Below are 23,220 nucleotides of genomic sequence, written 5' to 3'. Positions count from 1 at the left end.
CCGACGATTATCCGGCATCCGGCGGCTATGATCCGGATGGCGAATTCGCCGCCGTCAACCACAGGACCCGCATCCCGATGATCCGCCTGCACTACCACCCGTTTTCGACCTACGCCCGCCGGGTCCGCATCGCGCTGATCGAAAAGAACATTCCGCACAAGCTGGTCGAAGTCGACATGGCTGCCCGCCAGCACAAGACGCCGGAATACATGGCGCTGAATCCCTACGCCCGGGTGCCGACGCTGGAAGAAGACGGCTTCGTGCTCTACGAATCCTCGGCGATCATGATGTACCTCGAAGACGAGCACCCGGAACCGGCGCTGATCCCCGGTGACAGCAAGGGCCGCGCCGAAGTCGACATGCACCTGCGCCTCTGCGACGCCCAGATGGCGACGCCGGCCGGCGTGATCATCTTCCAGAAACGCTTCTTCCCGGAAGCGAAATGGAATCTCGAATCGATCACCAAGGCCTCGGCCGACATCACCAAGCACCTGAAGATTCTCGACCGCCAGCTCGAAGGCGTGGACTACCTCGTCCACGATCGCTACACCCTGGCCGACATCGCCTACATCCCGTTCCTGCAATTCCTGCCGATCATGGTCGACGCCGCCAGCGTTCCAGCCAATGTCGCGAAATGGAGTGCCGAACTGCTGGCGCGCCCGAGCAGCGTCGAAACCGCACCCGCCAAGTGATCCGTTCGGTCAATCGGAACCGCGCCTGACATGAAGTTGCCGAACTACGATCACGTCCCGCCGGAAACGGTCCGCTTCTGGGCCATGTTCGATACCGGCGTGATGTCGCTGGCACTGCCGTTCACCGCACCGTTCTTCATCCGCTTCCTGTACTGGCTGAATGGACTGATCGGCGGCAGCACGACAGCACCGGCGTTCGATCCGCTGGCGATGTTCTTCGTCAACCTCGCCGGCATGCTGGTGCTGGTCTGGGTTGCGGCGCGGATGATCCAGCCGCTTGGCGTATTCGCATTGATCGACGCCATCGGCCGCTGCGTGGTGTCGCTGCTGATTGCCTACTACATTCTGTTCGAGAATGTGATCCCGGTACTGTGGCTGTTCGTGCTGACCGAGATGCTGGGGGCGGTGGCGCAGTTCAGGGCGGTGGGGCGGCGCGATGCCGGCGCGTAAGAGCCGGACTTCGGACTCATGAAAGACATCGATGATATTCGACTGAGCGCGCAACGAGCCTTGTGGGGTGCGGTACCTCGATCGCTTCGGGCGTTCTCTGCAGAGGTCAATGATTACGTAATTCGAGTTCGCAGTGTCTTCGATGAAACGGCAACAGACGAAGACAGGGAACTACTCTCGATCGTCGGAACAGAGATCATCGCCGACTATTCCAGCGCTTTCACGATCACTGAGGAATTTCTTACAGTGCCAGCCTCCCAGGCTATCCAGCATCTCGAGATACTCATCTACCTGCGGCACGAGCCGAGATGAGCCGGATAACAACCAGCTCGCAGAGGAAGCGTAGGACGGGTCGCGACCCGCCGCTTTCAATGACGGCACCTCCGTATTGAATCTGCTGTTGGCGCTTGAACACTAAAACGACTGAATGAGGCGCTACATCTATGGCGGGTCTTGACCCGCCCTACATTTCTGAACCTTGAATGAGTTCGCACATTCCGACGGACGCCTTGAAAGCAAGCAACCTCAGCCAGAATCAACGCGGCGTGATCAAGGGCATGGCCACCGGTCTAGCACTCGCTGCCGCTGCGACGGCCTTGTTTGCATATGTGCTGTATCCACTCGGGGCCTCACTTGCAGAAAGAGCGTCACTGCTGGCGCTCTGCTTGCTGCCTCCGGCCGCGATGCTGGCGATCTCGATTGCTCGACTGGCGAAGCACCGTTTCTTCACGCCAGCCGATATCGATGGCAGTGCGCTGACCGAGGGCAGCGACCGCGCCAGGCTGCTGCAGGCTTTGCTGCAGAACACCCTGGAGCAAGTGGCGCTTGCGGTGCCGATCTATGCCGCATGGGCGTTCCTGGCGCCGGCCCGCTTGCTGGGCGCGCTGGCAGCGGCATCGGGGCTTTTCCTGCTGGCGCGATTGCTGTTCTTCAAGCATTACGCTTCCGGTGCCGCGGCTCGGTCGCTCGGTTTCGCGCTGACTTTCTATCCGACGGTTCTGCTCCTGATCGGGCTGGTTCCTCTGAGTCTGCAGAAGGTTTTCGGCTAGGTCCTGACCCGTCCTGCGTTCTGGAAAATCCGCGGCCCAGTGAACTTAGGCGCCGGGCCTGCTGACATAAGCAGATGAAAACCGAAAAACAGAAGATGCTCGCCGGCGAGTTGTATGACCCGATCGATTCTGTGCTGAGCCAGGAACGAGACCGTTGCCGCAACCTGTGCCTGGCGCTGAACGCGACGCGCGAAGAGCAGAAGGAAGAACGTCAGCGCCTGCTGAACGAGCTGTTCGGCAAGGAGACCGATGCCTGGATACAGCCACCGTTCTTCTGCGATTACGGCAGCAACATCGTTCTGGGCACCAAGGTGTTCTTCAACTTCAACTGCGTGGTGCTCGATGTCATGCCGGTGACCATCGGCGACAACGTGCTGTTCGGCCCCGCGGTGCAGATCTACACGGCCACGCATCCGATCAGCGCGGCGGAGCGGCGCAAGTGGCTGGAGTCCGCAAGGCCTATCACCATCGGTTCGGATGTCTGGGTCGGTGGTGGCGCAGTGATCTGCCCGGGCGTGACGATCGGCGATCGATCGGTGATCGGCGCCGGCAGTGTGGTCACTCGCGATATTCCGGCGGATGTCTTTGCCGCCGGCAATCCGGCGCGCATCGTTCGTCGCCTCGATGAAGAGGCGTCAGCACCCAGTGGCGCAGGCTGAAGCCCTGCCACAATCTGATCCGATGACTCAGCCAACACCCTTTCGCAATCTGTCCTGCCCCTTGTGCGGCGGCGCCAACGCCTGTGCGCCGGCGCAATGCGGCAGCTTCGACACGGCGTGCTGGTGCCAGACCGCGTCGTTTGATCCGGCGCTGCTGGCCGCGGTTCCCGAGGCTGCACGCGGCTTGGCCTGCATTTGCGCCCGCTGTGCGGCAGCATCGATTTCCACCGTCCTGCCGTAGCCGAATTGATGCCCGCTCGAAGCGGGCGCCGAAGCGCCGCATACTTCGCCTAGAACCGGAGGCTCATCATGTCCGTTACCTCTAGCAGCAACGCCGCTGCCAACGCCCTTGCCAATGAACTCGCCGCGCAGCGTCAGCGCGCACGTTCGGCTTCGCTGAGGTTCAATCTGCTGCTCGGCTGTGCCACTGCGGTGGCGATGGCGGTATGGCTCGGCGTGCCCGTTCCGACGATCGCCGACGACCCCGAACTGGCGCGCCTGCTGCGCGGCATGGCGGCGATCAAGGCAGCGATCGTGGTGGCCACCGTGGCGGTGCTGCACTGGCGTTTCGGCCGTGCGTTGTCGGCCCGGCTTGCGAGCCTTTATCTGGTCGGCGCCTGGTTGATCTCCGGCGCCAGCATGATGATCTGGCAGCTCGCGCAGATTCCCACCGCGGCGTTCTCCTTCCATCTTGGTGCCTTCGTGCTGCTGGCCACCGCCTGGCGCGATCGCGCGAGTTAAGACCCCGAAACCATGATCGAAACCATCATCGGCGTGCTGGCAGGACTGGCCACCATCGCACTCGCTCGCAAGATTCGCGGCGAGCACTGGGTCTACGCACTGAGCCTGATCAGCCTGCCGACGATCTACGCAGGTTTCGCCTGGTACGCTGGCGAGACGCGCATCGGCTGGCAGGAAATGTTCTTCGGCCTGCCGTTCCTGATCGGTGGCGTGGTGCTGACCTTGGCGCGGCAGCAGTTTCGCTGGGCGGCGGCCATCGTCGGCGCGCTGTGGCTGGCGCATGGCGGCTACGATCTGCTGCACCCGCAGCTGTTCATCAATCCGGGCGTGCCGGCCTGGTATCCGGCGTTCTGTGCCGGCGTCGACATCGTCGTCGGCCTGTATCTGCTGAGCCTTGCGGCGACACCCGCGCGTCGCGATCTGCAGACTGCCTGAGGCAAAAAAATACCGGAGAGCTGCTTGAACAGCTTCCGGTAAGTCCTCTCTGCTGCAAGCAGGCGGTGCGAGCGCCCTTCTGAAGAGTTGTGTCAGGCGATCTCGAAACCTTGGTACTGCTTGGCCTTCAGGTCATCGCAGACCGCACGGTAATTCTGGGCGCCACCGGCATAGGCCAGCAGGCGACGAGGCTTGCCTTCGACGTTGCTGCCCATGTACCAGGAGTTGGTTTTCGGCACCAAGGTCAGGTTCGCCACTTCGTCGTGATGGGCCAGCCAGTTGTTCTCGATCTCGGCGCCGGGCTGGATCGCCTGCTTGCCGGTCTTGCGCACGTAGTCGACGCAGTCGGCAATCCAGTCCACCTGCTGCTGCAGGCAGGTGGGCACGTTGCAGAACGCGGCGGCCGGCGAGTACGGCGCCATGGTCATGAACATGTTCGGGTAGCCGTGCACCTGCAGGCCCATCGTGGTGTGGATGCCGTGCTGGTTCCAGTCGTCCCGCAGTGACTGGCCACCTTCACCGCGCACATCGACTCGGGTCAGCGCGCCGGTGCCGGCATCGAAGCCGGTGGCGAAGATGACGATGTCCAGCTCCTGCTCGCCTTCGGTGGTGCGGATGCCGTGCTCGGTGAATTCGACGATCGGCGTCTTCTTGACGCTGACCAGCTTCACGTTCGGCTGGTTGAAGGCTTCGTAGTACTTGGTTTCCAGCGGCACGCGGCGGGTGCCGAAACCGTGATCGTCCGGCACCAGCAGATCCGCAACCTTCGGATCATGGACGCGGGCGCGAATCTTCCGCTTGACGAAATCCGAGAACACCGCGTTGATGCTCTCGTCCATCAGCACGCCCTGGATCGAGCCGATCCAGAAACCCAGCGAGCCGTCGGCGAACCATTCGTTCAGCTGGGCCTCGCGCGCTTCCGGATTCATTGCCATCAGATCGGTGGCCTGCCAGTCGTAGTCGAAGCCGGCGAAGGTGCTGTTGACGCGCTTGTGCATCGCCTTGGCACCGGCCTTGAGCCCGGCGCGATCGGCATCGTCGTACTTCGGGTTGCGCATCGGAATCGTGTAGTTCGCGGTGCGCTGGTAGACGGTCAGCTGGCCGACCTGCGGAGCGATGGTCTGGACTACCTGGATACCGGTGGCGCCGGTGCCGATCACGCCGACTTTCTTGCCGGCGAAATCCACACCTTCCTTCGGCCAGCGGCCGGTATGGATGATCTGGCCCTTGAACTTCTCGTGATGCTTGAACGGCGGCACCAGCGGCGCGGACAGGCCGCCCGTGCTCATCAGCAGGAACTGGGCGCTGACTACATCGCCCTTGTCGGTGGTCACCGTCCAGCGCTTGGCGCCGTCATCCCACTTCGCGGCCTCGACCTTGGTCTCGAACTGGAAATCCTTGCGGATCTCGAACTTGTCGGCGACATGGTTCAGGTACTTCTCGGTCTCCGGCTGGGCTGGAAAGCGCTCGCTCCAGTCCCATTCCTTGATCAGCTCGTCGGAGAACCAGTACTGGTAGATGTAGGCCTGGCTGTCGACTCTGGCGCCTGGATAACGATTCCAGTACCAGGTGCCGCCAACGCTGTGCCCGGCTTCGAAGCCCTGCACCTTCAGGCCTTTCTCGCGCAGGCGCTGGATGCCGTACATGCCGGCAAACCCGGCGCCGACTACCACTGCATCCACCTGCTTCGCTGCGGACTGGACCTGACTCATGCGTTCTCTCCTCGCTCTTGGACGCCGTGATGGCCACGGTTCTATCTAGGCTGATCTTCTGTACGGATCACCTTAGCGCGCAGTTGCATATCGCCCCCCACCCGAATGAGCAGTCGAGCGATACCAGGGGTCAGCCCTTCATCAGCCTTTGAAGGGCGTGGTATCGAAGTAGTCGCGCCACTCGCAGATCTTGCCGTCGCGCAGCTTGAAGATGCCCATCAGCGGGATCGTCAGCAGCGTGTTGCCGTCCTTGTCCTTGAGGTAATCGATGCGTTCGGTCAGCACGGTGTCGCCGACGGCGGCGATCGCCAGCATGTCGACATCGATCGAGACGAACGGCAGCTGCGTGCTCATCATCGTGAACCAGGCGATCGCTTCTTCCGGCCCGGTGGTCTTCGATACGCCGATGTTTTCGTACAGGCAATCGGCCGTGAAGTATTCGCGGACGCAGGGATAGAAGCGGTCGGCCTTGGGCCAGTTGGCGATGAAGGCTTCGACGGTTTGCTGGGCGGTCATGGTTGTATCTCCTGAGGGTGGCGCGTTGGGGGAACAGGATGGATGCTAGCGCGCCGCCCTCGTGCACGAACCTGCGGGAGCGCCCTTCAAGGAGATATCGCCATGCTCGAACTCAGACCGAACTGCGAATGCTGCGACCGCGACCTGCCGCCGGATTCCGATCAGGCACGCATCTGCTCGTTCGAATGCACGTTCTGCGACAGCTGCGCGACCGAGGTGCTGCACGGCCGCTGCCCGAACTGCGGCGGCGAACTACTGGCCCGGCCGCGTCGGCCGCTGCTCAAGCTGGCCTTGAATCCCGCCTCTACGGTGCGTGTGCTGAAGCCGGTGGGTTGCGGCCCGTTACCTTGAGCGGGCGCCATAGAAATTCGTATCTGACCCTGATTTTTGGGGCTCGATGGAAATCCGTTGGCATTTCGTTGGGACTGCGTGAGGACTTCGGGTGCGCGTGAGATGAGGCTGCGTCGGCCGCTTGAAAGCCCCCGACCTGTCGCCGGAGATTCGGGACGGCATCACCTGAATCAACTAATGGAGCCTCGAAATGAACATCCACTTCTCACTCTCTCGCCGCGTGCTGACCGTGCTGGCCGGCACCCTGCTCGTCGCCGGACAGGCAACTGCCGCAGGCCCGACGCGCGGCCTGATCGCCCACTACTGCTTCGACACGAGCCTCACCGCCGACTGCTCGACGGGCGGCATCAACGGAGTTGTCACTGGCAGTGTTTCGCTGGACAAGGGTGTGCTCGGCCAGAGCGCGAAGTTTGGTGGCTATCAGAATCTGGGATACATCTTCGTGCCGAACAGCCTGCCCCTGGCGGCAGCCCTGGGCAACAACTTCACGATCAGTTACTGGGTACGGCTGGATTCATTCGCCGGCGAGAATGCCTTTGCCCAGTTCGTGCCCTACGCCACCCAGATAGCCGTGGCCAAGCGTCATGACCGCACTGGCTTCTTCAGCTACATCGGCGCCACCAGCCCGACCACCGGCAATGCCGGCTTCATCGACTACGGCGCCGGCGCCAACCTGGCCAGCCCGATCACGCCCCAGCTCGGCAAGTGGATGCACGTCGCCTACACCCACAGCCAGACACCTAACCGTGACCGGCTGTATGTCGATGGCCTGCTCAAGCAGACCATCGACGACGGCCGCTTCGACTACTTCAACGCCATCGACGAACCGATCTATCTCGGTGCCCAGGCACCGATATTCGGACAGGGCGTCTATCAGTACCCGCTGGCTGGCGCGCTCGACGAAGTGCGCATCTACAAGCGCGAGCTGTCGCAGATCGAACTGTTCCTCACCGTGCTGTCGGACCGTCTCGGCATCAAGAACTGAGCGCCGCCCTCAGGCCGGCATCTGCTGCAAGCCTTCGAGCACCAGATCCGGCACCACGATCCAGTCACCGGCCAGGTAAGGGCGCAAGGTCTCGGCATCGCCGCCGGTGAGATAGCGGCGCTGGCCGCCGTAGCGGGCAGTCAGCCGTTCGACCAAGCCCACGCAGGCATGCAGCGCGCCCTGGCGCACGCAGGCTTCGGTATCGCTGCCGAGGCCTGCGGTGTACTGGAACTCGGGGCCGGCGGCGGCGAAGCGCGTTGCGCCGAGTACCGCCTGCTGCGCGGTGGTCAGGCCGGAGGCGATGATGCCGCCGAGGTGCTGGCCGCGATCGTCGACGGCATCGAAAGTCAGCGCGGTACCGGCACTGACCACACAGGCCGCGGCCCGGTCTCGCGACCAGGCCGCGAGCAGCGCCAGCCAGCGATCGACGCCAAGGCGGGATGGATCTTCGTAAGCGATCCGCAAGCCTTGCAGACCGTCGATCGGCTTCGCAAAACGCGGGCGCAGGTGATGGCGCACTGCCAGCGCCGCTGCCAAGCGCTCGCCGTGCGCCTCGCCGGTGACGTTGGCGATCCAGGCCTCGCGAATATCGGCTGCCAAGGTCAGCAACTCGACCACCGATGCCGGATCGCCACCATGCGCCAGCGCCTGCGCCGACACGAGCATCGCGTGATCATCAGCCAGCGCCCATTTCAGCCGGCTGTTGCCGACGTCGATCAACAGCCGTGTGGCAGCGTCGCTCATGCGGCGGCGGCCGGCAGCCGCAGGCTGACTTCGCCGGCGTGGACATGATGGCGTTGACCGTCCGCACTTTCGACGATCAGCGCGCCATCCGGATCGATGCCGCAGGCGTGGCCTTCGAGCGTGGTCGCACCTTCGATGCGCACCGCGCGGCCGGCAGCGAGATCGAGGCGATTCCAGTCGGCGAGGAAGCTGGCGAAGCCGTCCTGCTCGAACTGCGCGAGCGCGGCGAGCAGGCTGTCGAGCACGGCGGTTGCCAGCGCATTCCTCGTAGCCGTCGGCCGGCCGACGGCGAGCTGTGTTGCGTGCACCGAAGTCCAGGCCTGTTCGAGATGCGCACCCTGCCCGGCGGTCATTGCGACATTGAGGCCCAGGCCGATGATCACCCGGCAGGCGCCGCCGATCTCGCTGCGGCTTTCGATCAGGATGCCGCCGAGTTTCGCGTCGCCGATGCGCAGATCGTTCGGCCATTTGAGTTGCACGCTGGACAGGCCGGACGCCGCCAGCGCGCGCGCCGTGGCCACGCCAACCGCGAGCGGCAGGGTGCCGAGCTTCGGTGGCCAGCCGGCGAAGCTCCAGGCCAGCGACAGGTACAGGTTGGCGCCGAACGGCGAGCGCCAGTCACGGCCGCGGCGACCGCGGCCGGCGGTCTGCGCTTCGGCGAACAGCGCCTGCGGATCGTTGGCGGAAGCGGCTTCGATCAGGCGCTGGTTGGTCGAATCGACGCGCAAGGCGACGTCGAGCCCAGCCAGCCGCGCGGCCGATGCCGGCGACAGACCGACGCGAATCGCGGCGGCATCGAGCCGTTCCAGCGGCGCGGTCAGCCGATAGCCGAGACCGGGCCGCGCTTCGATATCGAGCCCCCAGGCTTCGATCTGGGCGATGCGCTTGGCGAGTGCGGCGCGGCTGACGCCGGCGGTTGCCGCCAGTGCTTCGCCGGACACCCAGTCGCCGGCTGCCAAGGCATCAGCCAGCGGCAGCAGCGCTGCGTCATCGAGCGCGCGGGTCATGCGCGCGGGGCGCGATCGAACAGCTTGCCGAGCACGCGTGCCTTCTCGAAGCGCGACTCGGTGCCGGCGAACAGGCGGCCGATATTCTCGCGATGCTTGAACAGGATCAGCGCCAGCATCGCCGCCGTGAAGCCGCCGGCCAGCGACCAGAAGCCGCTGCCGAAGCAGCTCACGTACAGCAGCGCAGCGGTGCCGCCAGCGATCGACGCGAGGCTGACGTAACCGCTCAGCATCACCACCAGCGCGAAGGCCAGGATCAGCCACGGCAAGGCTGCCGGCAGCAGCGCGCCGAACACGCCGGCCAAGGTCGCCACGCCCTTGCCGCCCTTGAAATTCTGGAACACCGGATAGCAATGGCCGAGCGCCGCACACAGGCCACAGGCGTATGGAATTGCCAGGCTCAGCGCCGGGTCAGCGCCGGGCAGCGGAATCAGCGGCAGCACCAGTGCCGCGAGCACGCCCTTGCCGATGTCGATCGCCAGCACGCCGAGCGCGAATTTCGCCCCCCGGGTGCGCAGCGCATTGGTCGCACCGACATTGCCGGAACCGCTGCCGCGCAGATCGGCACCGCCGGCGAGGCGGCGCATCACGTCGCCGCCCATGACGCCGCCGAGCAGGTAGGCGGCGAGAAATTTGAGGATCAGTTCAAGCATGGATCGAAGCTGGGTCAGAAATGCGGATCAAATCGCCGGAACGCGTGCTCATGACTGCGGCAGCTCGTCAGTGATCGGCCACCAGCCTGCTTTCGAGCCCGTGTGGAAGTGAGCTGCGATGGCCACGGACAGCGGTTCGTCGAGCAAGCCGGCCCTGATCCGCAGCACGCCCGGCAAGCTGGCCTTGCTGCTGTAGATCGGCGAGCCGCAGCGGCGACAGAAGAAGCGCTGCTTGCCTGGTGAGGACTCGAACGAGGTCAGCAGTTCGGCGCCGGCAAGCAACTGGAATGCCGCTTCCGACACCGGCGTATTGGTCGCGAAGGGCCCGCCCTGGGCCTTGCGGCATTGCGAGCAATGGCAGACCTGGATCGGTGCCAGCACGGCGTCGATACGGAACCGGATGCCGCCGCACAGGCAGCTGCCGGTAGGCATCAGACGCCCAGCCACGCTTGCCGACGCGTCAGCACTTCGCCGGCAACGTCGGCGAGGGCCAGGGTCCAGGTATCGGGCGCTGGCGCGATCGGCGTGATCGCCGCGCTCAGCAGCTCGTCGCCGCGGAAGAAGGCCAGGGTCACCGTCACGCCGGGCCGCAGGGTTTCCATGCGATTGGCCCAGTTGCCGGCGGTGAGTTTGAGGCCATCGATCGCCAGCAGCTGATCACCGGCCGCGAGTCCCGCGCCTTCGGCCGCGCCACCGCTGAACACCGTGGCGACCGTCGTTTCGCCAGCCCGCAGGTTCAAACCCAGCGTGACCGGCGGCGTGTGCTTCGATTCGCTGCGCCCGCCTTCATCGCTGGCGCCGCTGCTATTGCGCAGGATCGCGGTGACGCCGAACTCGGCGAGCAGTTCTGCCATCGGCAGCTCGGTGGTCGAGCGCAGCCAGGCGTCGAGCGGCAGATCGAGATTGAGGCCGGAAATTTCGGCGGCGACCGCTTCCAGCCCGCCTTCCGGCACGCCGACATCGCGGCTGCCGTAGCGCTGCCAGAGCGTGCGCATCACCTCGTCCAGGGTCACGCTGGAATGGCGGCGCAGCCACAGGTCCAGACAGAGCGTGACCAGCGCACCCTTGACGTAGTAGTTCACCGCCGCGTTCGGCGTCTGCTCGTCCGGCTGGTAGTACTTGATCCAGGCCTCGAAGCTGGCATCGGCCAGGGTCTGCACGAAGCGGCCCGGCGTGCGCGCCAGACGGGTTGCCGCTTCGGCGACCAGATCGAGATAGACCGGCGCATCGATCAGCCCGGCGCGGAGCAGCATCAGATCGTCGTAGTACGACGTCACGCCTTCATAGGCCCAGAGATCTTCGCTGTAGGCCTCGGCGCTGAGATCGTTGTCGGCGAAGCGCGCGGCTGTGATCCGCTTGACGTTCCAGAGATGGAAATACTCGTGGCTGACCAGGCCGAGAAAGCCGCGATAGCCCTTGCGCAGGCCGGACATGCCCGGACGTGGCAGCGCATCGCGCGCGGTGACCAGCGCCGTCGACGTGCGATGTTCGAGGCCGCCGTAACCGTTGCCGGTGACCTGGGTCAGGAACAGGTATTTGTCCATCGCCGGCTGCTGGCCGAACAGCTCGCGCTGCACGTGGCAGATGCGGGTGATGTCGGCGGCAAGGCGCGGCAGATCGGGCTCGCAGCGGCCGGACAGGATCAGGCTGTGCGGGACGCCGTCGACATCGAAGGCCACCTGCTGGAACGCAGCCATCTCGACCGGGCAGTCGATCAGCGTTTCGTAGTCGGCCGCCGCGTATTCACCGAAACCATCGGCATCGATGGCAACCGCAGACAGCGCCGTCGCCAGTTGCCAGTTCGGCGCGATCGCCACGTCCGGACGCTCGACGACGATCTCGTAGCGGCTGCGCTCGAAACCGGCCGGGCAGTAGAACAGCGAGCTGCCGTTGAAGAAGCCGCGCCGGGTATCGAGCCAGGCCTTGCGCACCGAAGGATCGAGCGCATGCACCGCGTATTCGAGACGGATGCGGCCCTGCCCTTCGACCCGGAAACTGCGCTTGTCGAGCCGGGTGATCGCCACCGGCACGTCGTCGGCGAACACGGCGAGGCCCTGCACGTGCTTGGCGAAATCGCGGACCAGGTAGCTGCCGCGTATCCACGACGGCAGCCGCAGGATCGGCGCGCTGACGACGGTGAATTCGCCGCTGATCCGGTAACGGTGGGCCAGCGGTTCACAGCGAACCCAATAACGGACAGTGCTCATGCGCTCCGGAAGTCAGGGAATCTGAAAGGGATGCGCGATGTTAGCGCCGGGCTAGCGGAGCTGCGATGCGCGGGCCTGCAATCTCAACGGAAAAGGCCCGCAAGCAGCGGGCCTTTTCGGGGTGCAGCCCGGATTCATCCGCCGATCAATTACCCAGGCCGTTGCGCTTCGGCGGCTTCGGCGAGACCGCCAGCGAGCGGATCTGCAGGCCGCTGCCGATCTCGCTGCCATTGGTGCCGCTGCCGGTGCCGGAGGTGTTGCCGTCGGTGAGATTGATCTCGTAGAAGCGCGAGGTGTTGTTGCGCTCGGCGATGGCGACATAGGCGGTGCCGATGTCTTCCGGCTTGTTGCCGCGCTCGCGGACGACGTCGAAACCGGCGACCGCAACGAAGCCGCGATCGAGCACGCCGACCGTGGTCAGCACGCCGGCGTTGGTGATGCGCACCAGGCTCTGGGTGTTGAATTCCAGGCCGTAGAGCGTCGTTGTCGTCGCGTCCTGATCGTTGTTGGTGTGGGCGATCGCGGCCAGCTGCACCACTTCGCCGTCGTTGGTGTCGCTGTCGTTGAAGCGCAGCAAGGTGCCATCGCTCTGCAGCAGCGCACCGCTCAGGGGATCGACGCGCAGGATGTTGGTGTCGATCCCGCTATTGCCCGGCTGGTAATCGATGATGCGGATGAAATCCTGCGCCGGATTGATGTCCATCACGGGCTGGTTCAGCGTTGCCCCCGCTGGCAAGAATGGCGTGGCGCTGACCAGGGTCGCGGCGCCAGTGCCCGTGTCGATGGTGGCGATCCGGTTGTTGCTGGTCAGGCCATACAGCACTTCCGTCTCGGCTCGGAAATCGATCTGCAGGATCGATTCGCCATCGGCGAGGCCCGTGATCGTCATCGTGTTGTCGAGCGATTCCGGCTTGTCGGTCTGGAACTTGATCAGCGAGCCGCTATCGGTGATCGCATAGGCATCGCGGCCTTCCTTGCAGCCGACGATCGCGGCACCGGCGGCAACGATCAGAGCGGCGCGCAGCAGATGGCGCAGGCTGGGCAGAGACAGGCGGGAAAACGACATAGGGGGCATTCCGGGTAGTGAACCAGTGCTGACCCGAGGGAACCACAGGCAGCAGCGTCAGCCATCATAACGGCCCGGATGGGACATTTCCGTTGCGCGGCGGTTCCTGCGGACGGTTTCGAGAACCAGCGCACCCATGTCCATCGGTCACATCGATCGGCTACCCTTCGCCGCCCGGCACCCGCCCGGCGCCACCGTCTTCCGTACCCGATGACCTCAAGCTTGAGTCTCCGCGCCCGCCTGTTCGGCCCCGTTTCCCAGTTCCTGCTGCAGCCGGTGCTGGCCAAGCCTGCCCATGAGATGCGGCCGCAGTTGGAGCGCATCGCCAGGTTGATCACCCATGTGCCGCGCGGCACTCGCATCGAAGCGACGACCCTCGCCGGCCGCCCGGCCGACCGTCTGACGCCGAGCGGCGACTCCGGCGATCAGGTCATCTACTACCTGCATGGCGGCGCCTACCTCGGTGGTTCGACGCGCACTCATCGCGGCCTGCTCGCGCATTTCGCCAAGGCGGCCGGCTGCGAAGTGGTGGCCATCGATTACCGCCTGGCGCCGGAACATCCCTACCCGGCTGCGCTCGAAGACGCCGTGGCCGGCTATCAGGAACTGCTCGCCGAAGGCATCCCGGCCGAGCGCATCGTCATCGCCGGTGATTCGGCCGGCGGCAATCTGGCGCTGGTCACCGCCATCGCCCTGCGCGACGCCGGCATGGCGCTGCCGGCCGGGCTGGTGCTGCTGTCGCCATGGACCGACATGAGCTCCAGCGGCAAATCGATGGGCTCACGCGCCGAGCGCGACCGCATCCTCACGGTGCTGGGCATCAGCAAGGCGGCCGAAACCTTTGCCGCCGGCCGCAAGCTCGCCGATCCGCTGCTGTCGCCACTGTTCGCCGATCTGGCCGGCTTGCCGCCGATGCTGATCCAGGTCGGCGACGACGAACTGCTGCTCGACGATTCCACCCGCCTGACCGCCGCCGCCCGCAAGGCCGGCGTGCAGGTGCTGCTCAGCGTAAGGCCGAAGCTCTGGCACGTCTGGCAGGCGATGGCCGGCTGGATGCCGGAAGCCGATCAGGCGATCCGCGAGATGGGCGACTACGTGCGCGGATTGCGCGTCTGATCCGGCTCGGCCAGCGGCCATAACCAGGCCGCACCGCGCACGCCGCTGCTGTCGCCGTGCGTGGCCGGCAACAATCGAGTCGCCACCTGATCGCTGAACACCCAGGCGCGCCATAGCTGCGGCACGGTCTGGTACAGCCGCGCGACTCTCGACAAGCCGCCACCGAGCACGATCACGTCCGGGTCCAGCAGGTTGATGACGCTGGCCAATGCGCGGGCCAGACGATCCTCGTAACGGGCGAGGGTCGCAATACCAGTGGCATTGCCTGCTTCGGCACGCGCGACGACTTCCTCGCCACGCAGATTCTCGCCGCTGACCTCGAGATGATCGCGCGCCAGCGCCACGCCGCTGCACCAGTCCTCGATCGATCCGTGGCGGCCATCCCAGCCCAGCGGGCCCGGCACTTCATGCCAGTCCGCACGCGGCCAGGGCAGCGGGTTGTGGCCCCATTCACCGGCGATCGCATTCGGGCCGGCGCGGAGCTTGCCATCGATGACGATGCCGCCGCCGACGCCGGTGCCGAGGATCACCGCGAACACGCAAGCCGCGCCGGCCGCGGCACCATCGGCCTGCGATTCGCTCAAGGCCAGGCAGTCGGCATCGTTAGCCATCCGCGCTTCGCGGCCGAGCGCGGCTTCGAGATCGGCCTTCAGCGGCCGATCGTTGAGGCAGGTGGAATTGGCGTTCTTGATCAGCCCGGTGAACGGCGAGATCGCGCCCGGATGACCGATGCCGACCGGCAACTCGTGCACCCCGACTTCGCGTTCGAGCGCGGAAACCAATGCCGCAACAGCCGCGACCGTCGCCGCGTAATCGCCACCCGGCGTCGCGATCCGCTGCCGGGCGACGACCTCGGCCGCACCGCGCAGCACGATGCCTTCGATCTTGGTGCCGCCGAGGTCGATGCCGACTCGAAACATGCTGATCTCACCGCTTCAAGGTTCAGAGATCGCGATCTTGTCACCAAGCCAGGGCCGATCGAAGGCTGGCGTTCAGGGCGCGTGCGCCAGCGTCGCCAGACGTATCGAAAATGCCGGGGGCTCGAAGATCGGCAGCGAGCAGCTGCGCTCGGTGCAGATGTAGGCCGCGGCCTTCGGAAACCTGGGGTACTGGACATCGCTGTTGGCCAGCGAGCCTTCCCGACGATCCCACCATTCGGTACGCGTATAGGCCGATGGAAAGGCGGCGGCAGTGGCGAACAGCGCAGCGGCCACCGCGTCATCCTTGTTGCCGACCACGGTGAAGTGCAGAGGCTCGCGGGACAGTTCGTCGCTGGCCAGCAAGGCGCCTGCTGCCGGGAAGCGCCGCGCGATCTCCGGCGCCGCGATGAAACGCATCGCGCGCTGTGCCGACTGCTGATACCGGGCATCGCCGGTGTAGCGGAACAGCCGATTGGCGAAACGGGCCATGCGGACATTCTCGTCGCGCAGCGGCTGGGCTGGCGCGGCGCCCTTGCGACTGGCGGCAGTGCGATAACCGGGTTGGCGGTGGCCGGCGAAATGAGCGTCGATGAACTGCGCGGCCGACTGCGCGCGTGCCAGCCAGCGGCGATCGCCGCTCGCCGAGTAGAGCGCCAGAAAGGCCTGGCCCATCGCCAGCGTGTCGCCGAGATAAGGGCCTGCGGGATCGTGCTGGTCATGGCGGAAGCCACCGCCGGGCAGGCTGCGTTGCTCGACGATAACGCCTGCCGCCTTGATCGCCGCCTGCAGATCGCCTGGCTCGCCGCTGGCGGCGTGGAGCATTGCCAGCGCCTCGATCGCCCAGCCGTTCTCGCGGGCGTAAACGTGGCTGTCGACGGCGGGAACGCCACGGGCGCGCCGCGCGGCATCGGCCAGTGCGAAGTAGTCGGCCGCATGCTCGCCGGGCACGACATCGGCATCCTGGCTGGTCAGGAAGGCGCCATCGGCCCGGGTCAGGAAGCGGGCGAGATAGTCGCGAATGGCCTGGGCCGCCTTCAGATCGGCAGGATCGTGAAACTGTGCCCAGGCCAGCGCGTAGATGCGCAGGTTATTGGCCTGCATCGACATGATCTTTTCGAAGTGCGGCGTCAGCCAGTCACCGCCGGTCGAGTATTGATAGACGCCGCCCCAGACCGGATCGAGCAGCTTCCGTTGCGCATCCAGAGTCTGCCGCGCCATCCGGGTGGCATCGGCATCGCCGCGGCGAGACTGCTGCAGGCAATACTCGACCGAGTCGGCATCGAGAAATTTCTGCGAGAAACCCCAGCCGCCGTGCTCGGCATCGTATTGCTCGACGACCAGCTTCTCGAGCGTGCCGCGCAGCGACGACGCGATCACGGCGGCGCTGAAATCGGGCTTCACCTCGGGCGTGATCGATGGCCCCGGCGTCGGATCGTCGATCACCGCCTGCAATAGCGACACCATGCCCGCGGGCGGGATATAGCCGGAGCGCTTGACCAGTTCGCGGCCATCCGGCGCGTAGATGATCGTCGCCGGCCAGCCGTAATCCTCGTAGCGATTGGACAGGTCCGGCCGCGAATCCTGATCGACCTTGACCGTGATGTAGCGCTCGCGCAGCAGCTTGATGACCGCGGCGTCCCGATAAGTCTGCTGGTCCATCACATGGCACCAGTGGCACCAGACGGCTTCGAGATCGAGCAGCACCAGCTTGTGCTCGCGCTGCGACTGGGCGAACAGATCGTCCGACCAGTTGCGCCACGGAATGCCGTCGCCGGCAGCGTGCGCGGGTAAACCGAACAAGCCCGCGACGATCATCAGCGCTGCACCCCAGGTGCCGCGGCGATCAGCGCGCATCGTGATCGGTGATCAGATCAACGATCAGTTCGGCGATCCACTGCTGCTCGATCCACAGCTTGAGGAAGCCCGCAGCCTGGATCGCCACGCGCTCCTCGGCGTGCCATTCGCAGAGGATGGCGCAAATCTCGGCAAAGCTGGCGCCTGCCGCCGCGCCATCGAAAGCCGCTGCCTCGTCGGCATCCATCTGGCGTTGGTAGACACCCCGGTCCAGCCGCCAGACCACCCATTGCCGATGGGCGTCGAAAGTCTCGACGGCAGGCGGCGTCTCTTCCCGATCGATCGCCCGGCGAATGGCGCCGACGTTGGCGACGAACTGCCGCCGCTGGACCGCTGCCGCCATGCGCAGCTTCATGCCCGGCCATTGTTCCGCCGTCAGCGCTGCGGCGTCGGCCATGGTCACGCTGACTTCGTCGACCGCATCGAAGGCCAGGGTCAGCGTCCATTCGAGCACCGCCATTTCCACAACCGCCGGGCGTTGCGACCCGCATGGACTGCCGGACAGAAAATCAGGCAGGCGGCCGCCGAACCAGCGGATATTGAAGTGGGTAGAGGGATGCGCATCGATGTAGTCGCGGCACAGCGCATCGAAATCGGCAGCGCCGAGCAGATGCAGCAGCCCCGGAAAATCGCCGGTGAGCACTTCGATCAGGCGCAGTCGATAGCCATCTCGATAGACGTTGACGCGCTGCTCCAGCGCTGCCGTTCGATCGCCGACGATCAGGCTGCAGATGCTGGCATCGTCGCGCAGCAGGTAAGCGCTGAAATCGTGTTGCAGTTGCGCAAGCCCGCTCATGCCACTTTCAGGATCGGCTGCGCGATCTCGCGGGCCCGGTCGAGTTCGGCGAGCAATTCGGCCAGCGGAGGGATCTTGTCGTCGCGTTCGATCATCGTCGACACGGCGCCGAAACGGCGGACCGCGTGCGCGTACAGATCCCAGACCGGCTCCGGCACGGGCGCATCGTGGGTATCGATGATCAACGCGCCCTGATAGTCGTGGCCGGCCAGATGGAATTGCTGGACCCGGTCCGGCGGCACGCTATCCAGATAGCGTCGGGGATCGAAGCCATGGTTGTGTCCACTGACATAGATGTTGTTGATGTCGAGCAGGATCAGACTGTCGGCCGCTTCGGCAACGGCGGTGAGAAACTCCCATTCCGGCATCGTCGAATGGCTGTAGGTGACGTAGCTGGAAACGTTCTCCAGCAGGATGCGGCGGCCCAGTGCGTCCTGCACTTGCTGCACGCGATCGGCGACGTGCTTGATCGCTTCTTCCGTATAGGGCAGCGGCATCAAGTCATGCAGATTGTTGCCCGCAACACCGGTCCAGCACAGGTGATCGGAGATCCACGCCGGCTGGACAAGATCGGCCAGTGCCTTCAGCTGTTTCAGATAGCTGCGATCGAGCGGATCGGTGCTCCCGATCGACAAGGAAACGCCATGCATGACCAGTGGATAGCGCTCACGAAAGCGGGCGAGATAGTGCAACGGTCGCCCGCCAGGAATCAGATAGTTCTCGGAAAGAATCTCGAGCCAGTCGATGGCCGGATCACTCTCGAGAATTTCTTCGTAATGCTGGACGCGCAAACCCAGCCCGAAGCCGAGCGGCGCCAATGGAGTCGTTGATGCGTTTGTCGCCATGAGCAGGAATCCAAAGATCCGCAGCCCGGCCCTTGGCCGAGCCGCGGATCACAAGAGCGTTTTTAGCTCTTCTTGGCGTCAGCCTGCGCCTTCGTGCAGTCGGCGGCGCTCTTCACTTCGGTGAAGCCCTGGCCCTTGCAGGCGTTCTGGCCCTTGCAGGAATTGGAGGCCTGCTTGCAGGCGCCCTGACCCTTGCAGGACGAGGCGTGTTCGCACTTCACGCCAGCGGCGTCAGCGGCATACGCGACATTGATGGCGACGGTGCTGAACAGGCCGGCGGCGGCGGTGGCGAGAGCGATGCTGGTCATCTTGACGGTGTTCATGGTGTATCTCCTCGAAAGAGTTGCTGGATTTGTTAAGGAATGAACTGCGACGCTCCCGATCGGCGCTCACCAGAGGGTGACCAGATGGTGGATGTAGCTGACGGGACGCATCTCTATACGTAGCCTTTCGTATTCCAGACGCCGGAACTCGAGAGACTGTTCTGCTGCACTTCGAACTGTCGGTGAATCACTGATGCCGGAGTATCGTGCCGGCCCGTCGCTGCACGAACTGCGGCCTAGCGTTCCGCATTCATGTCGTCTCGTCCCTGATCCGATTTGCTGCCTCTGCGAAAGCTGGCGCATTGAGAAGGCGCATCGGCCGCAAACCTCGGACGCCCTGACATAGCGGGCTGGCAGTGACGCGCCCAGGATGCAAGCACTCAAGCAAGCCCACTGGACAAGACCATGCGTACTTTCGTCGCCGATATCTCAGAGACTCTACTCAAGCTGACCGATCGTCTGGACTGGCTTGCTCCGCTGGCCATGCGTCTGGGCTTTGGATATTTCTGGCTGGAGACCGGCTGGGCAAAACTCCACAACCTCGATGGTTTCACCGAGCGCTTCGTCAGCTGGGGTCTGCCGTTTCCAGCGTTCAGTGCGGGACTGTCGGCCTGGACCGAGTTCCTCGGCGGCGGCCTGATCATGCTCGGGCTGCTGACTCGCCTGGTATCGATCCCGATGTTGATCAACATGGTGGTCGCCATCGCCTTCGTCGTCATCAAGGACGTCACCGATGTCGACAGCTTCTTCGAGCTCGACGAAGTGATCTACATCCTGATCTTCGGCTGGCTGATCATGGCCGGACCGGGCGAGGTCAGCGTCGATACGCTGATCTCGAAGTGGCTCGGGCTCGACGACCGTCGCGCCGCCCGAACGCCCTGAGGCTTTCTGGCGCCGAAGCCCCGCACGGCCTTACGGCGGACGCGGGTGCTCGCGCAGCAAAGTCTGCAGAAGTTCAAGGTTGACCGGCTTGACCAGGTGACGATCGAAGCCGGATTTCAGGGTCCGGCGGATGTCTTCCTCCTGTCCCCAGCCGGTCAGCGCGATCAGGAACAGGCCGCTCAACTCGGGCCGCGCCCGGATCCGCCCGGCCAGTTCCAGGCCGTCCATTCCCTGCATGCCGATATCGAGGATCGCCACGTCGGGTCGGAAATCGCCAAGGATGTCGAGCGCTTCCTGACCGCTGCCGGCCACCTGCGTTTCAGCACCCCAGAGTTCCAGCAGCTGGCACAGGGACGACGCGGCATCGAGGTTGTCGTCGACGACGAGGATCCGCTGCTGGCCCAGTCCGGCCGGCGATGAAGGCTTGGCCAATGGCGCGCTGACCGTCTGCGTCAGATTGCCGGTCAGTGGCAGGCGCACGATGAACTCGCTGCCCTGGCCCGGCCCTTCGCTGATCACCTTGACGGTGCCGCCGTGCAGTTCGACCAGACGCCGGACCAGCATCAGGCCGATGCCGAGACCGCCCTGCGAGCGGCTGGTGATTTCGTCCGCCTGGGCGAACAGTTCGAAGATGCGCGCCTGCATGTCCGGCCGGATGCCGATGCCGTTGTCGCGTACCGAAATGCTCAGCGCTTTCGGCTCCTGCTGGACGCTCAGCCAGATCTGCCCGCCGGGCTCGGTGAACTTCGCGGCGTTGTTGAGCAGGTTGGCGAACACCTGCGACAGACGCAGCGGATCGGCCAGCAGCAGCGGCAGGCCGCTCGGCAAGCTGACATGGAGCTGATGCCGGTGAGTGTCGAGCAGCGGCTGACTGGCCTCGATGGCGGTCTGCAGGATGCTGTCGAGCGTTACCGTCACCTTCTTCAGCTCGATCTTGTCGCGCGTGATCCGCGAGATTTCCAGCAGATCGTCGACCAGCCGATTCAGGTTGCCCACCTGGCGCGTCATCATCTGACCGATCTTCTGCAGCATCGGATCGCTGCTGTCGGCGCGTTTCAGCAGCTCTAGCGCGTTGCTGATCGGCGCCAGCGGATTGCGCAGTTCATGGGCCAGGATCGCCAGGAATTCGTCCTTGCGATGATCGTTGCGCTGCAGCGTGGCGCGGGCGTTTTCGAGATCGGCCAGCTGATCGCGAATCTGGTACTGGCGCTTGCGGGCGCGCAGGGCCACCTGCACCGAACTGAGCAGAGCCGACACGCGCGTCGGCCGCTCCAGGATCGCCACGCTGCCGAGCCGCGCCATCACCGAGGCGACGATCGCCGAATCGGCGCCCGGCCTGGCGATGACCAGCAGCGGCAGATCGGACCAGGTCGGCTGAGCCTGCATCCAGGTACTCAGGCATTCGGCCCGGCTCAGGGTCTCCTCGGCCACCAGGATGGCGCCGGCGCCACGCGCCTCGAGTTCCGAACACAGCTCCACCAGCGAGGCGCAAGACTCGCTGGCGATACCGTTTTCGGCCAGGACCGCGCGCACCAGTTGGGCGTCCCGGCTGGTGGGCCCTACCACCAGTACCCGCAATTCGCTGCTGGAAGTCATGACGTGCGGATCAAGGTTCGATCCGCGCCATCGCCTCCTGATAGATCGGCACTCCCGTCAGGATGCCGCGGAAATTTCTCAGGGGTTCGCCCACCACGATGTTGCCGTCGTTCATGCGGAATTCGCGGATGCTGCGCTCATGGGCACCACCGCGTTTCTTGACCACCGAAATGGCTTGGCGAACTTCGCCTTCGGATTCGAAGTAGCGCATCAGGATCACCGCGTCGGCCAGATAACTGACGTCCACCGGCGAGGTCATGTTGCTGCCGATCAGCCCCTGATGCGCGCTGACCAGCAGGGTCGCGACATCGGAGTGACCGAGGAAGCTCAGCAGCTCGTGCAGCTGAATCATCAGGAAACGCTCGCCGGGCATGGCGTTCAGATAGCCGTTCAGGCTGTCGATGACGATCATCGAAACGCTGCGCTCATCGACGCTCTTGCGGATCGCATGAACGAGTTCGCCCGGCGAGAGTTCCGCCGGGTCGATCGGCTTGATGGTGACGCGCCCGGAGTCGACATGCTTCTGCAGATCGATATGCAGCGCCGAAGTGCGGCTCAACAGGGTGTCGATGCTCTCGTCGAAGATGAACATCGCCGCAGTCTCGCCGCGCTCCGCCGCCGCATAAACGAACTGCGCCGCCACCGACGACTTTCCGGTACCTGCCGCGCCGGACAGCAAGGTGCTGGTGCCGCGCTCGACGCCGCCGCCGAGCAGCGTATCCAGTTCGGCGATCCCGCTCGGCAACCTCTGCCGGCTCGGCAATTTGCGGTGTTCGGTGGCGACCAGACGAGGAAAGACGACGAGGCCGCCTTGGCGGATCGCGTAGTCGTGATAGCCGCCACGGAAGTTCACGCCGCGGTACTTGACCACGCGCAACCGGCGCCGCTCGACGCCGTAATCGGGATTGGCCTGCTCGAGCAGTACCACCGCGTGCGCGATGCTCTGCACCTGCAGGTCGCGATCGGAACTGGTCATGTCATCGAGCATCAGCACCGTGCAATTGCGGCCGGCGAAGAAATGCTTGAGGGCAAGAATCTGCCGGCGGTAGAGCAGCGGGCTGCCGGCGATCAGGCGCAGTTCGGAGAGCGAATCGAAGACCACCCGCTTGGGATTGATCCGGTCCACTTCTTCGAGAATGGTGCGCGTGGTTTCGCCGAGTTCCACCTCGGACGGATGAAACATCGTGTAGTGATCGTCCGGCCGCAGCACCGCCTCGGACGGCACCAGTTCGCGCACGGCGATCCCGTCCAGCGACCAGCCGTGCGATTCGGCGATCGCGCCCAGCTCCTCGGCGGACTCCGACAGCGTGATGTACAGCGTCGGCTCGTTGCGGCTCGCGCCGTCCAGCAGGAACTGCAGCGCCAGGGTGGTCTTGCCGGAACCCGGCACACCCTCGATCAGGTACAGGCGGTTCTTCCGATAGCCGCCGTCAAGAATGTCGTCCAGGCTGTCGATGCCCGTACTCGCTACTGCTTCTTTCTGCTCTGCCTGGGTCGTTTCCGGCATGGGTCAGTACCACTCTCTCGATTTTCAAGTGATGGCTTGGACAGAGCCATGCGGAAAAAATGCGGTTGAACTTGGTGCGGTAGAGCACAGAACAGGGCAGCTTTTCTGCCGTCG

Annotated in this window: 27 protein-coding genes; 12 read left to right on the top strand and 15 right to left on the bottom strand. The window is 64.8% G+C overall.

From position 1 onward, the window contains the following. The first annotated feature begins 77 nt into the window (after positions 1-77). The 8 genes from G513_RS0117110 to G513_RS25120 all read left to right on the top strand — a co-directional run bounded on the left by G513_RS0117110 (position 78) and on the right by G513_RS25120 (position 4,026). Positions 78-692: a glutathione S-transferase family protein gene (locus tag G513_RS0117110; RefSeq protein WP_022978084.1), complete on the top strand. Its 615-nt coding sequence runs from the start codon at positions 78-80 to the stop codon at positions 690-692. A 30-nt stretch (positions 693-722) separates the two neighbouring features. Beyond that, entirely contained in the window at positions 723-1,142 is a 420-nt protein-coding gene (locus tag G513_RS23775; protein ID WP_022978083.1) for a hypothetical protein, read from the top strand. An 18-nt stretch (positions 1,143-1,160) separates the two neighbouring features. Next, complete coding sequence (locus tag G513_RS23770) at positions 1,161-1,454, top strand: MafI2 family immunity protein (RefSeq protein WP_022978082.1); 294 nt, start codon at positions 1,161-1,163, stop codon at positions 1,452-1,454. 197 nt (positions 1,455-1,651) lie between these two features. Next, positions 1,652-2,191, top strand: a complete 540-nt coding sequence (locus tag G513_RS0117095) for an MAPEG family protein (protein WP_028475681.1) — start codon at positions 1,652-1,654, stop codon at positions 2,189-2,191. 74 nt (positions 2,192-2,265) lie between these two features. Then, entirely contained in the window at positions 2,266-2,850 is a 585-nt protein-coding gene (locus G513_RS0117090; protein ID WP_022978080.1) for a sugar O-acetyltransferase, read from the top strand. Continuing rightward, positions 2,771-3,091 (top strand): cysteine-rich CWC family protein, encoded by a 321-nt coding sequence (locus G513_RS26490; protein WP_366511665.1) that lies wholly within the window; start codon positions 2,771-2,773, stop codon positions 3,089-3,091. The genes G513_RS0117090 and G513_RS26490 overlap by 80 nt, the downstream gene beginning before the upstream one ends. Positions 3,092-3,159: 68 nt before the next feature. Beyond that, on the top strand, positions 3,160-3,591 hold the full coding sequence (locus G513_RS25125; protein ID WP_022978078.1) for a hypothetical protein: 432 nt from the start codon (positions 3,160-3,162) through the stop codon (positions 3,589-3,591). Positions 3,592-3,603: 12 nt separating this feature from the next. After that, positions 3,604-4,026 carry a hypothetical protein gene (locus G513_RS25120; protein ID WP_022978077.1) on the top strand — a complete coding sequence of 141 codons (423 nt, stop codon included), beginning with the start codon at positions 3,604-3,606 and terminating at the stop codon, positions 4,024-4,026. A gap of 92 nt (positions 4,027-4,118) precedes the next feature. Here the strand turns inward: G513_RS25120 and G513_RS0117070 are convergent, their stop codons facing one another. Together G513_RS0117070 and G513_RS0117065 are read right to left on the bottom strand one after the other, a co-directional pair. Continuing rightward, positions 4,119-5,738 (bottom strand): flavin-containing monooxygenase, encoded by a 1,620-nt coding sequence (locus tag G513_RS0117070; RefSeq protein WP_022978076.1) that lies wholly within the window; start codon positions 5,736-5,738, stop codon positions 4,119-4,121. A 141-nt stretch (positions 5,739-5,879) separates the two neighbouring features. Next, complete coding sequence (locus G513_RS0117065) at positions 5,880-6,254, bottom strand: limonene-1,2-epoxide hydrolase family protein (protein ID WP_022978075.1); 375 nt, start codon at positions 6,252-6,254, stop codon at positions 5,880-5,882. A 102-nt stretch (positions 6,255-6,356) separates the two neighbouring features. Here G513_RS0117065 and G513_RS0117060 point away from each other — a divergent pair, with 102 nt between their 5' ends. Both G513_RS0117060 and G513_RS0117055 read left to right on the top strand, forming a co-directional pair. After that, positions 6,357-6,605: a DUF1272 domain-containing protein gene (locus tag G513_RS0117060; protein WP_022978074.1), complete on the top strand. Its 249-nt coding sequence runs from the start codon at positions 6,357-6,359 to the stop codon at positions 6,603-6,605. A 190-nt stretch (positions 6,606-6,795) separates the two neighbouring features. Further along, positions 6,796-7,590, top strand: a complete 795-nt coding sequence (locus tag G513_RS0117055; protein ID WP_022978073.1) for a LamG domain-containing protein — start codon at positions 6,796-6,798, stop codon at positions 7,588-7,590. Positions 7,591-7,599: 9 nt separating this feature from the next. Here G513_RS0117055 and G513_RS0117050 read toward each other — a convergent pair whose 3' ends face one another. The 6 genes from G513_RS0117050 to G513_RS0117025 form a co-directional block, all read right to left on the bottom strand. Next, a complete protein-coding gene (locus G513_RS0117050) occupies positions 7,600-8,334 on the bottom strand; it encodes a type III pantothenate kinase (protein WP_022978072.1) in 735 nt (244 codons plus the stop codon). Then, entirely contained in the window at positions 8,331-9,341 is a 1,011-nt protein-coding gene (locus G513_RS0117045) for a biotin--[acetyl-CoA-carboxylase] ligase (protein ID WP_022978071.1), read from the bottom strand. The genes G513_RS0117050 and G513_RS0117045 overlap by 4 nt, the downstream gene beginning before the upstream one ends. After that, positions 9,338-9,994 carry a glycerol-3-phosphate 1-O-acyltransferase PlsY gene (gene plsY, locus G513_RS23755; protein WP_022978070.1) on the bottom strand — a complete coding sequence of 219 codons (657 nt, stop codon included), beginning with the start codon at positions 9,992-9,994 and terminating at the stop codon, positions 9,338-9,340. Before plsY ends, G513_RS0117045 begins: the two co-directional genes overlap by 4 nt. Positions 9,995-10,042: 48 nt before the next feature. Beyond that, positions 10,043-10,426, bottom strand: a complete 384-nt coding sequence (locus tag G513_RS0117035; RefSeq protein WP_022978069.1) for a GFA family protein — start codon at positions 10,424-10,426, stop codon at positions 10,043-10,045. Continuing rightward, positions 10,426-12,201, bottom strand: coding sequence for a M61 family metallopeptidase (locus tag G513_RS0117030; RefSeq protein ID WP_022978068.1), 1,776 nt, complete (start codon positions 12,199-12,201; stop codon positions 10,426-10,428). Before G513_RS0117030 ends, G513_RS0117035 begins: the two co-directional genes overlap by 1 nt. A 145-nt stretch (positions 12,202-12,346) precedes the next feature. After that, positions 12,347-13,267 (bottom strand): DUF4394 domain-containing protein, encoded by a 921-nt coding sequence (locus G513_RS0117025; RefSeq protein ID WP_022978067.1) that lies wholly within the window; start codon positions 13,265-13,267, stop codon positions 12,347-12,349. A gap of 210 nt (positions 13,268-13,477) precedes the next feature. Between G513_RS0117025 and G513_RS0117020 the strand changes: the two genes are divergently transcribed. Continuing rightward, positions 13,478-14,383 carry an alpha/beta hydrolase gene (locus tag G513_RS0117020; RefSeq protein ID WP_022978066.1) on the top strand — a complete coding sequence of 302 codons (906 nt, stop codon included), beginning with the start codon at positions 13,478-13,480 and terminating at the stop codon, positions 14,381-14,383. Here the strand turns inward: G513_RS0117020 and G513_RS23750 are convergent. The 5 genes from G513_RS23750 to bufA2 form a co-directional block, all read right to left on the bottom strand. Then, complete coding sequence (locus tag G513_RS23750; RefSeq protein WP_022978065.1) at positions 14,359-15,303, bottom strand: ROK family protein; 945 nt, start codon at positions 15,301-15,303, stop codon at positions 14,359-14,361. The genes G513_RS0117020 and G513_RS23750 overlap by 25 nt on opposite strands. A gap of 72 nt (positions 15,304-15,375) precedes the next feature. Then, complete coding sequence (locus G513_RS0117010) at positions 15,376-17,157, bottom strand: thioredoxin domain-containing protein (RefSeq protein WP_022978064.1); 1,782 nt, start codon at positions 17,155-17,157, stop codon at positions 15,376-15,378. Beyond that, complete coding sequence (locus G513_RS0117005) at positions 17,147-17,953, bottom strand: HvfC/BufC N-terminal domain-containing protein (protein WP_022978063.1); 807 nt, start codon at positions 17,951-17,953, stop codon at positions 17,147-17,149. Before G513_RS0117005 ends, G513_RS0117010 begins: the two co-directional genes overlap by 11 nt. Beyond that, complete coding sequence (gene bufB / locus G513_RS0117000; RefSeq protein WP_051144481.1) at positions 17,950-18,798, bottom strand: MNIO family bufferin maturase; 849 nt, start codon at positions 18,796-18,798, stop codon at positions 17,950-17,952. The genes G513_RS0117005 and bufB overlap by 4 nt, the downstream gene beginning before the upstream one ends. 62 nt (positions 18,799-18,860) lie before the next feature. Then, positions 18,861-19,121, bottom strand: a complete 261-nt coding sequence (gene bufA2 / locus G513_RS0116995) for a BufA2 family periplasmic bufferin-type metallophore (protein WP_022978061.1) — start codon at positions 19,119-19,121, stop codon at positions 18,861-18,863. A gap of 405 nt (positions 19,122-19,526) precedes the next feature. On the opposite strand from bufA2, the gene G513_RS23745 reads away from it, so the two are divergent. Further along, positions 19,527-20,003 (top strand): DoxX family protein, encoded by a 477-nt coding sequence (locus G513_RS23745; RefSeq protein WP_022978060.1) that lies wholly within the window; start codon positions 19,527-19,529, stop codon positions 20,001-20,003. Positions 20,004-20,033: 30 nt separating this feature from the next. Here G513_RS23745 and G513_RS0116985 read toward each other — a convergent pair whose 3' ends face one another. Both G513_RS0116985 and G513_RS0116980 read right to left on the bottom strand, forming a co-directional pair. Beyond that, complete coding sequence (locus tag G513_RS0116985) at positions 20,034-21,599, bottom strand: ATP-binding protein (protein ID WP_022978059.1); 1,566 nt, start codon at positions 21,597-21,599, stop codon at positions 20,034-20,036. A 10-nt stretch (positions 21,600-21,609) separates the two neighbouring features. Then, complete coding sequence (locus G513_RS0116980; RefSeq protein WP_022978058.1) at positions 21,610-23,106, bottom strand: ATPase domain-containing protein; 1,497 nt, start codon at positions 23,104-23,106, stop codon at positions 21,610-21,612. Positions 23,107-23,220 lie beyond the last annotated feature (114 nt).

This window comes from Nevskia ramosa DSM 11499, assembly GCF_000420645.1.
Taxonomy (GTDB): Bacteria; Pseudomonadota; Gammaproteobacteria; order Nevskiales; family Nevskiaceae; genus Nevskia; species Nevskia ramosa.
Note: the sequence above shows the minus strand (reverse complement) of the source record. Positions and strands in the feature narration are given on the sequence as shown.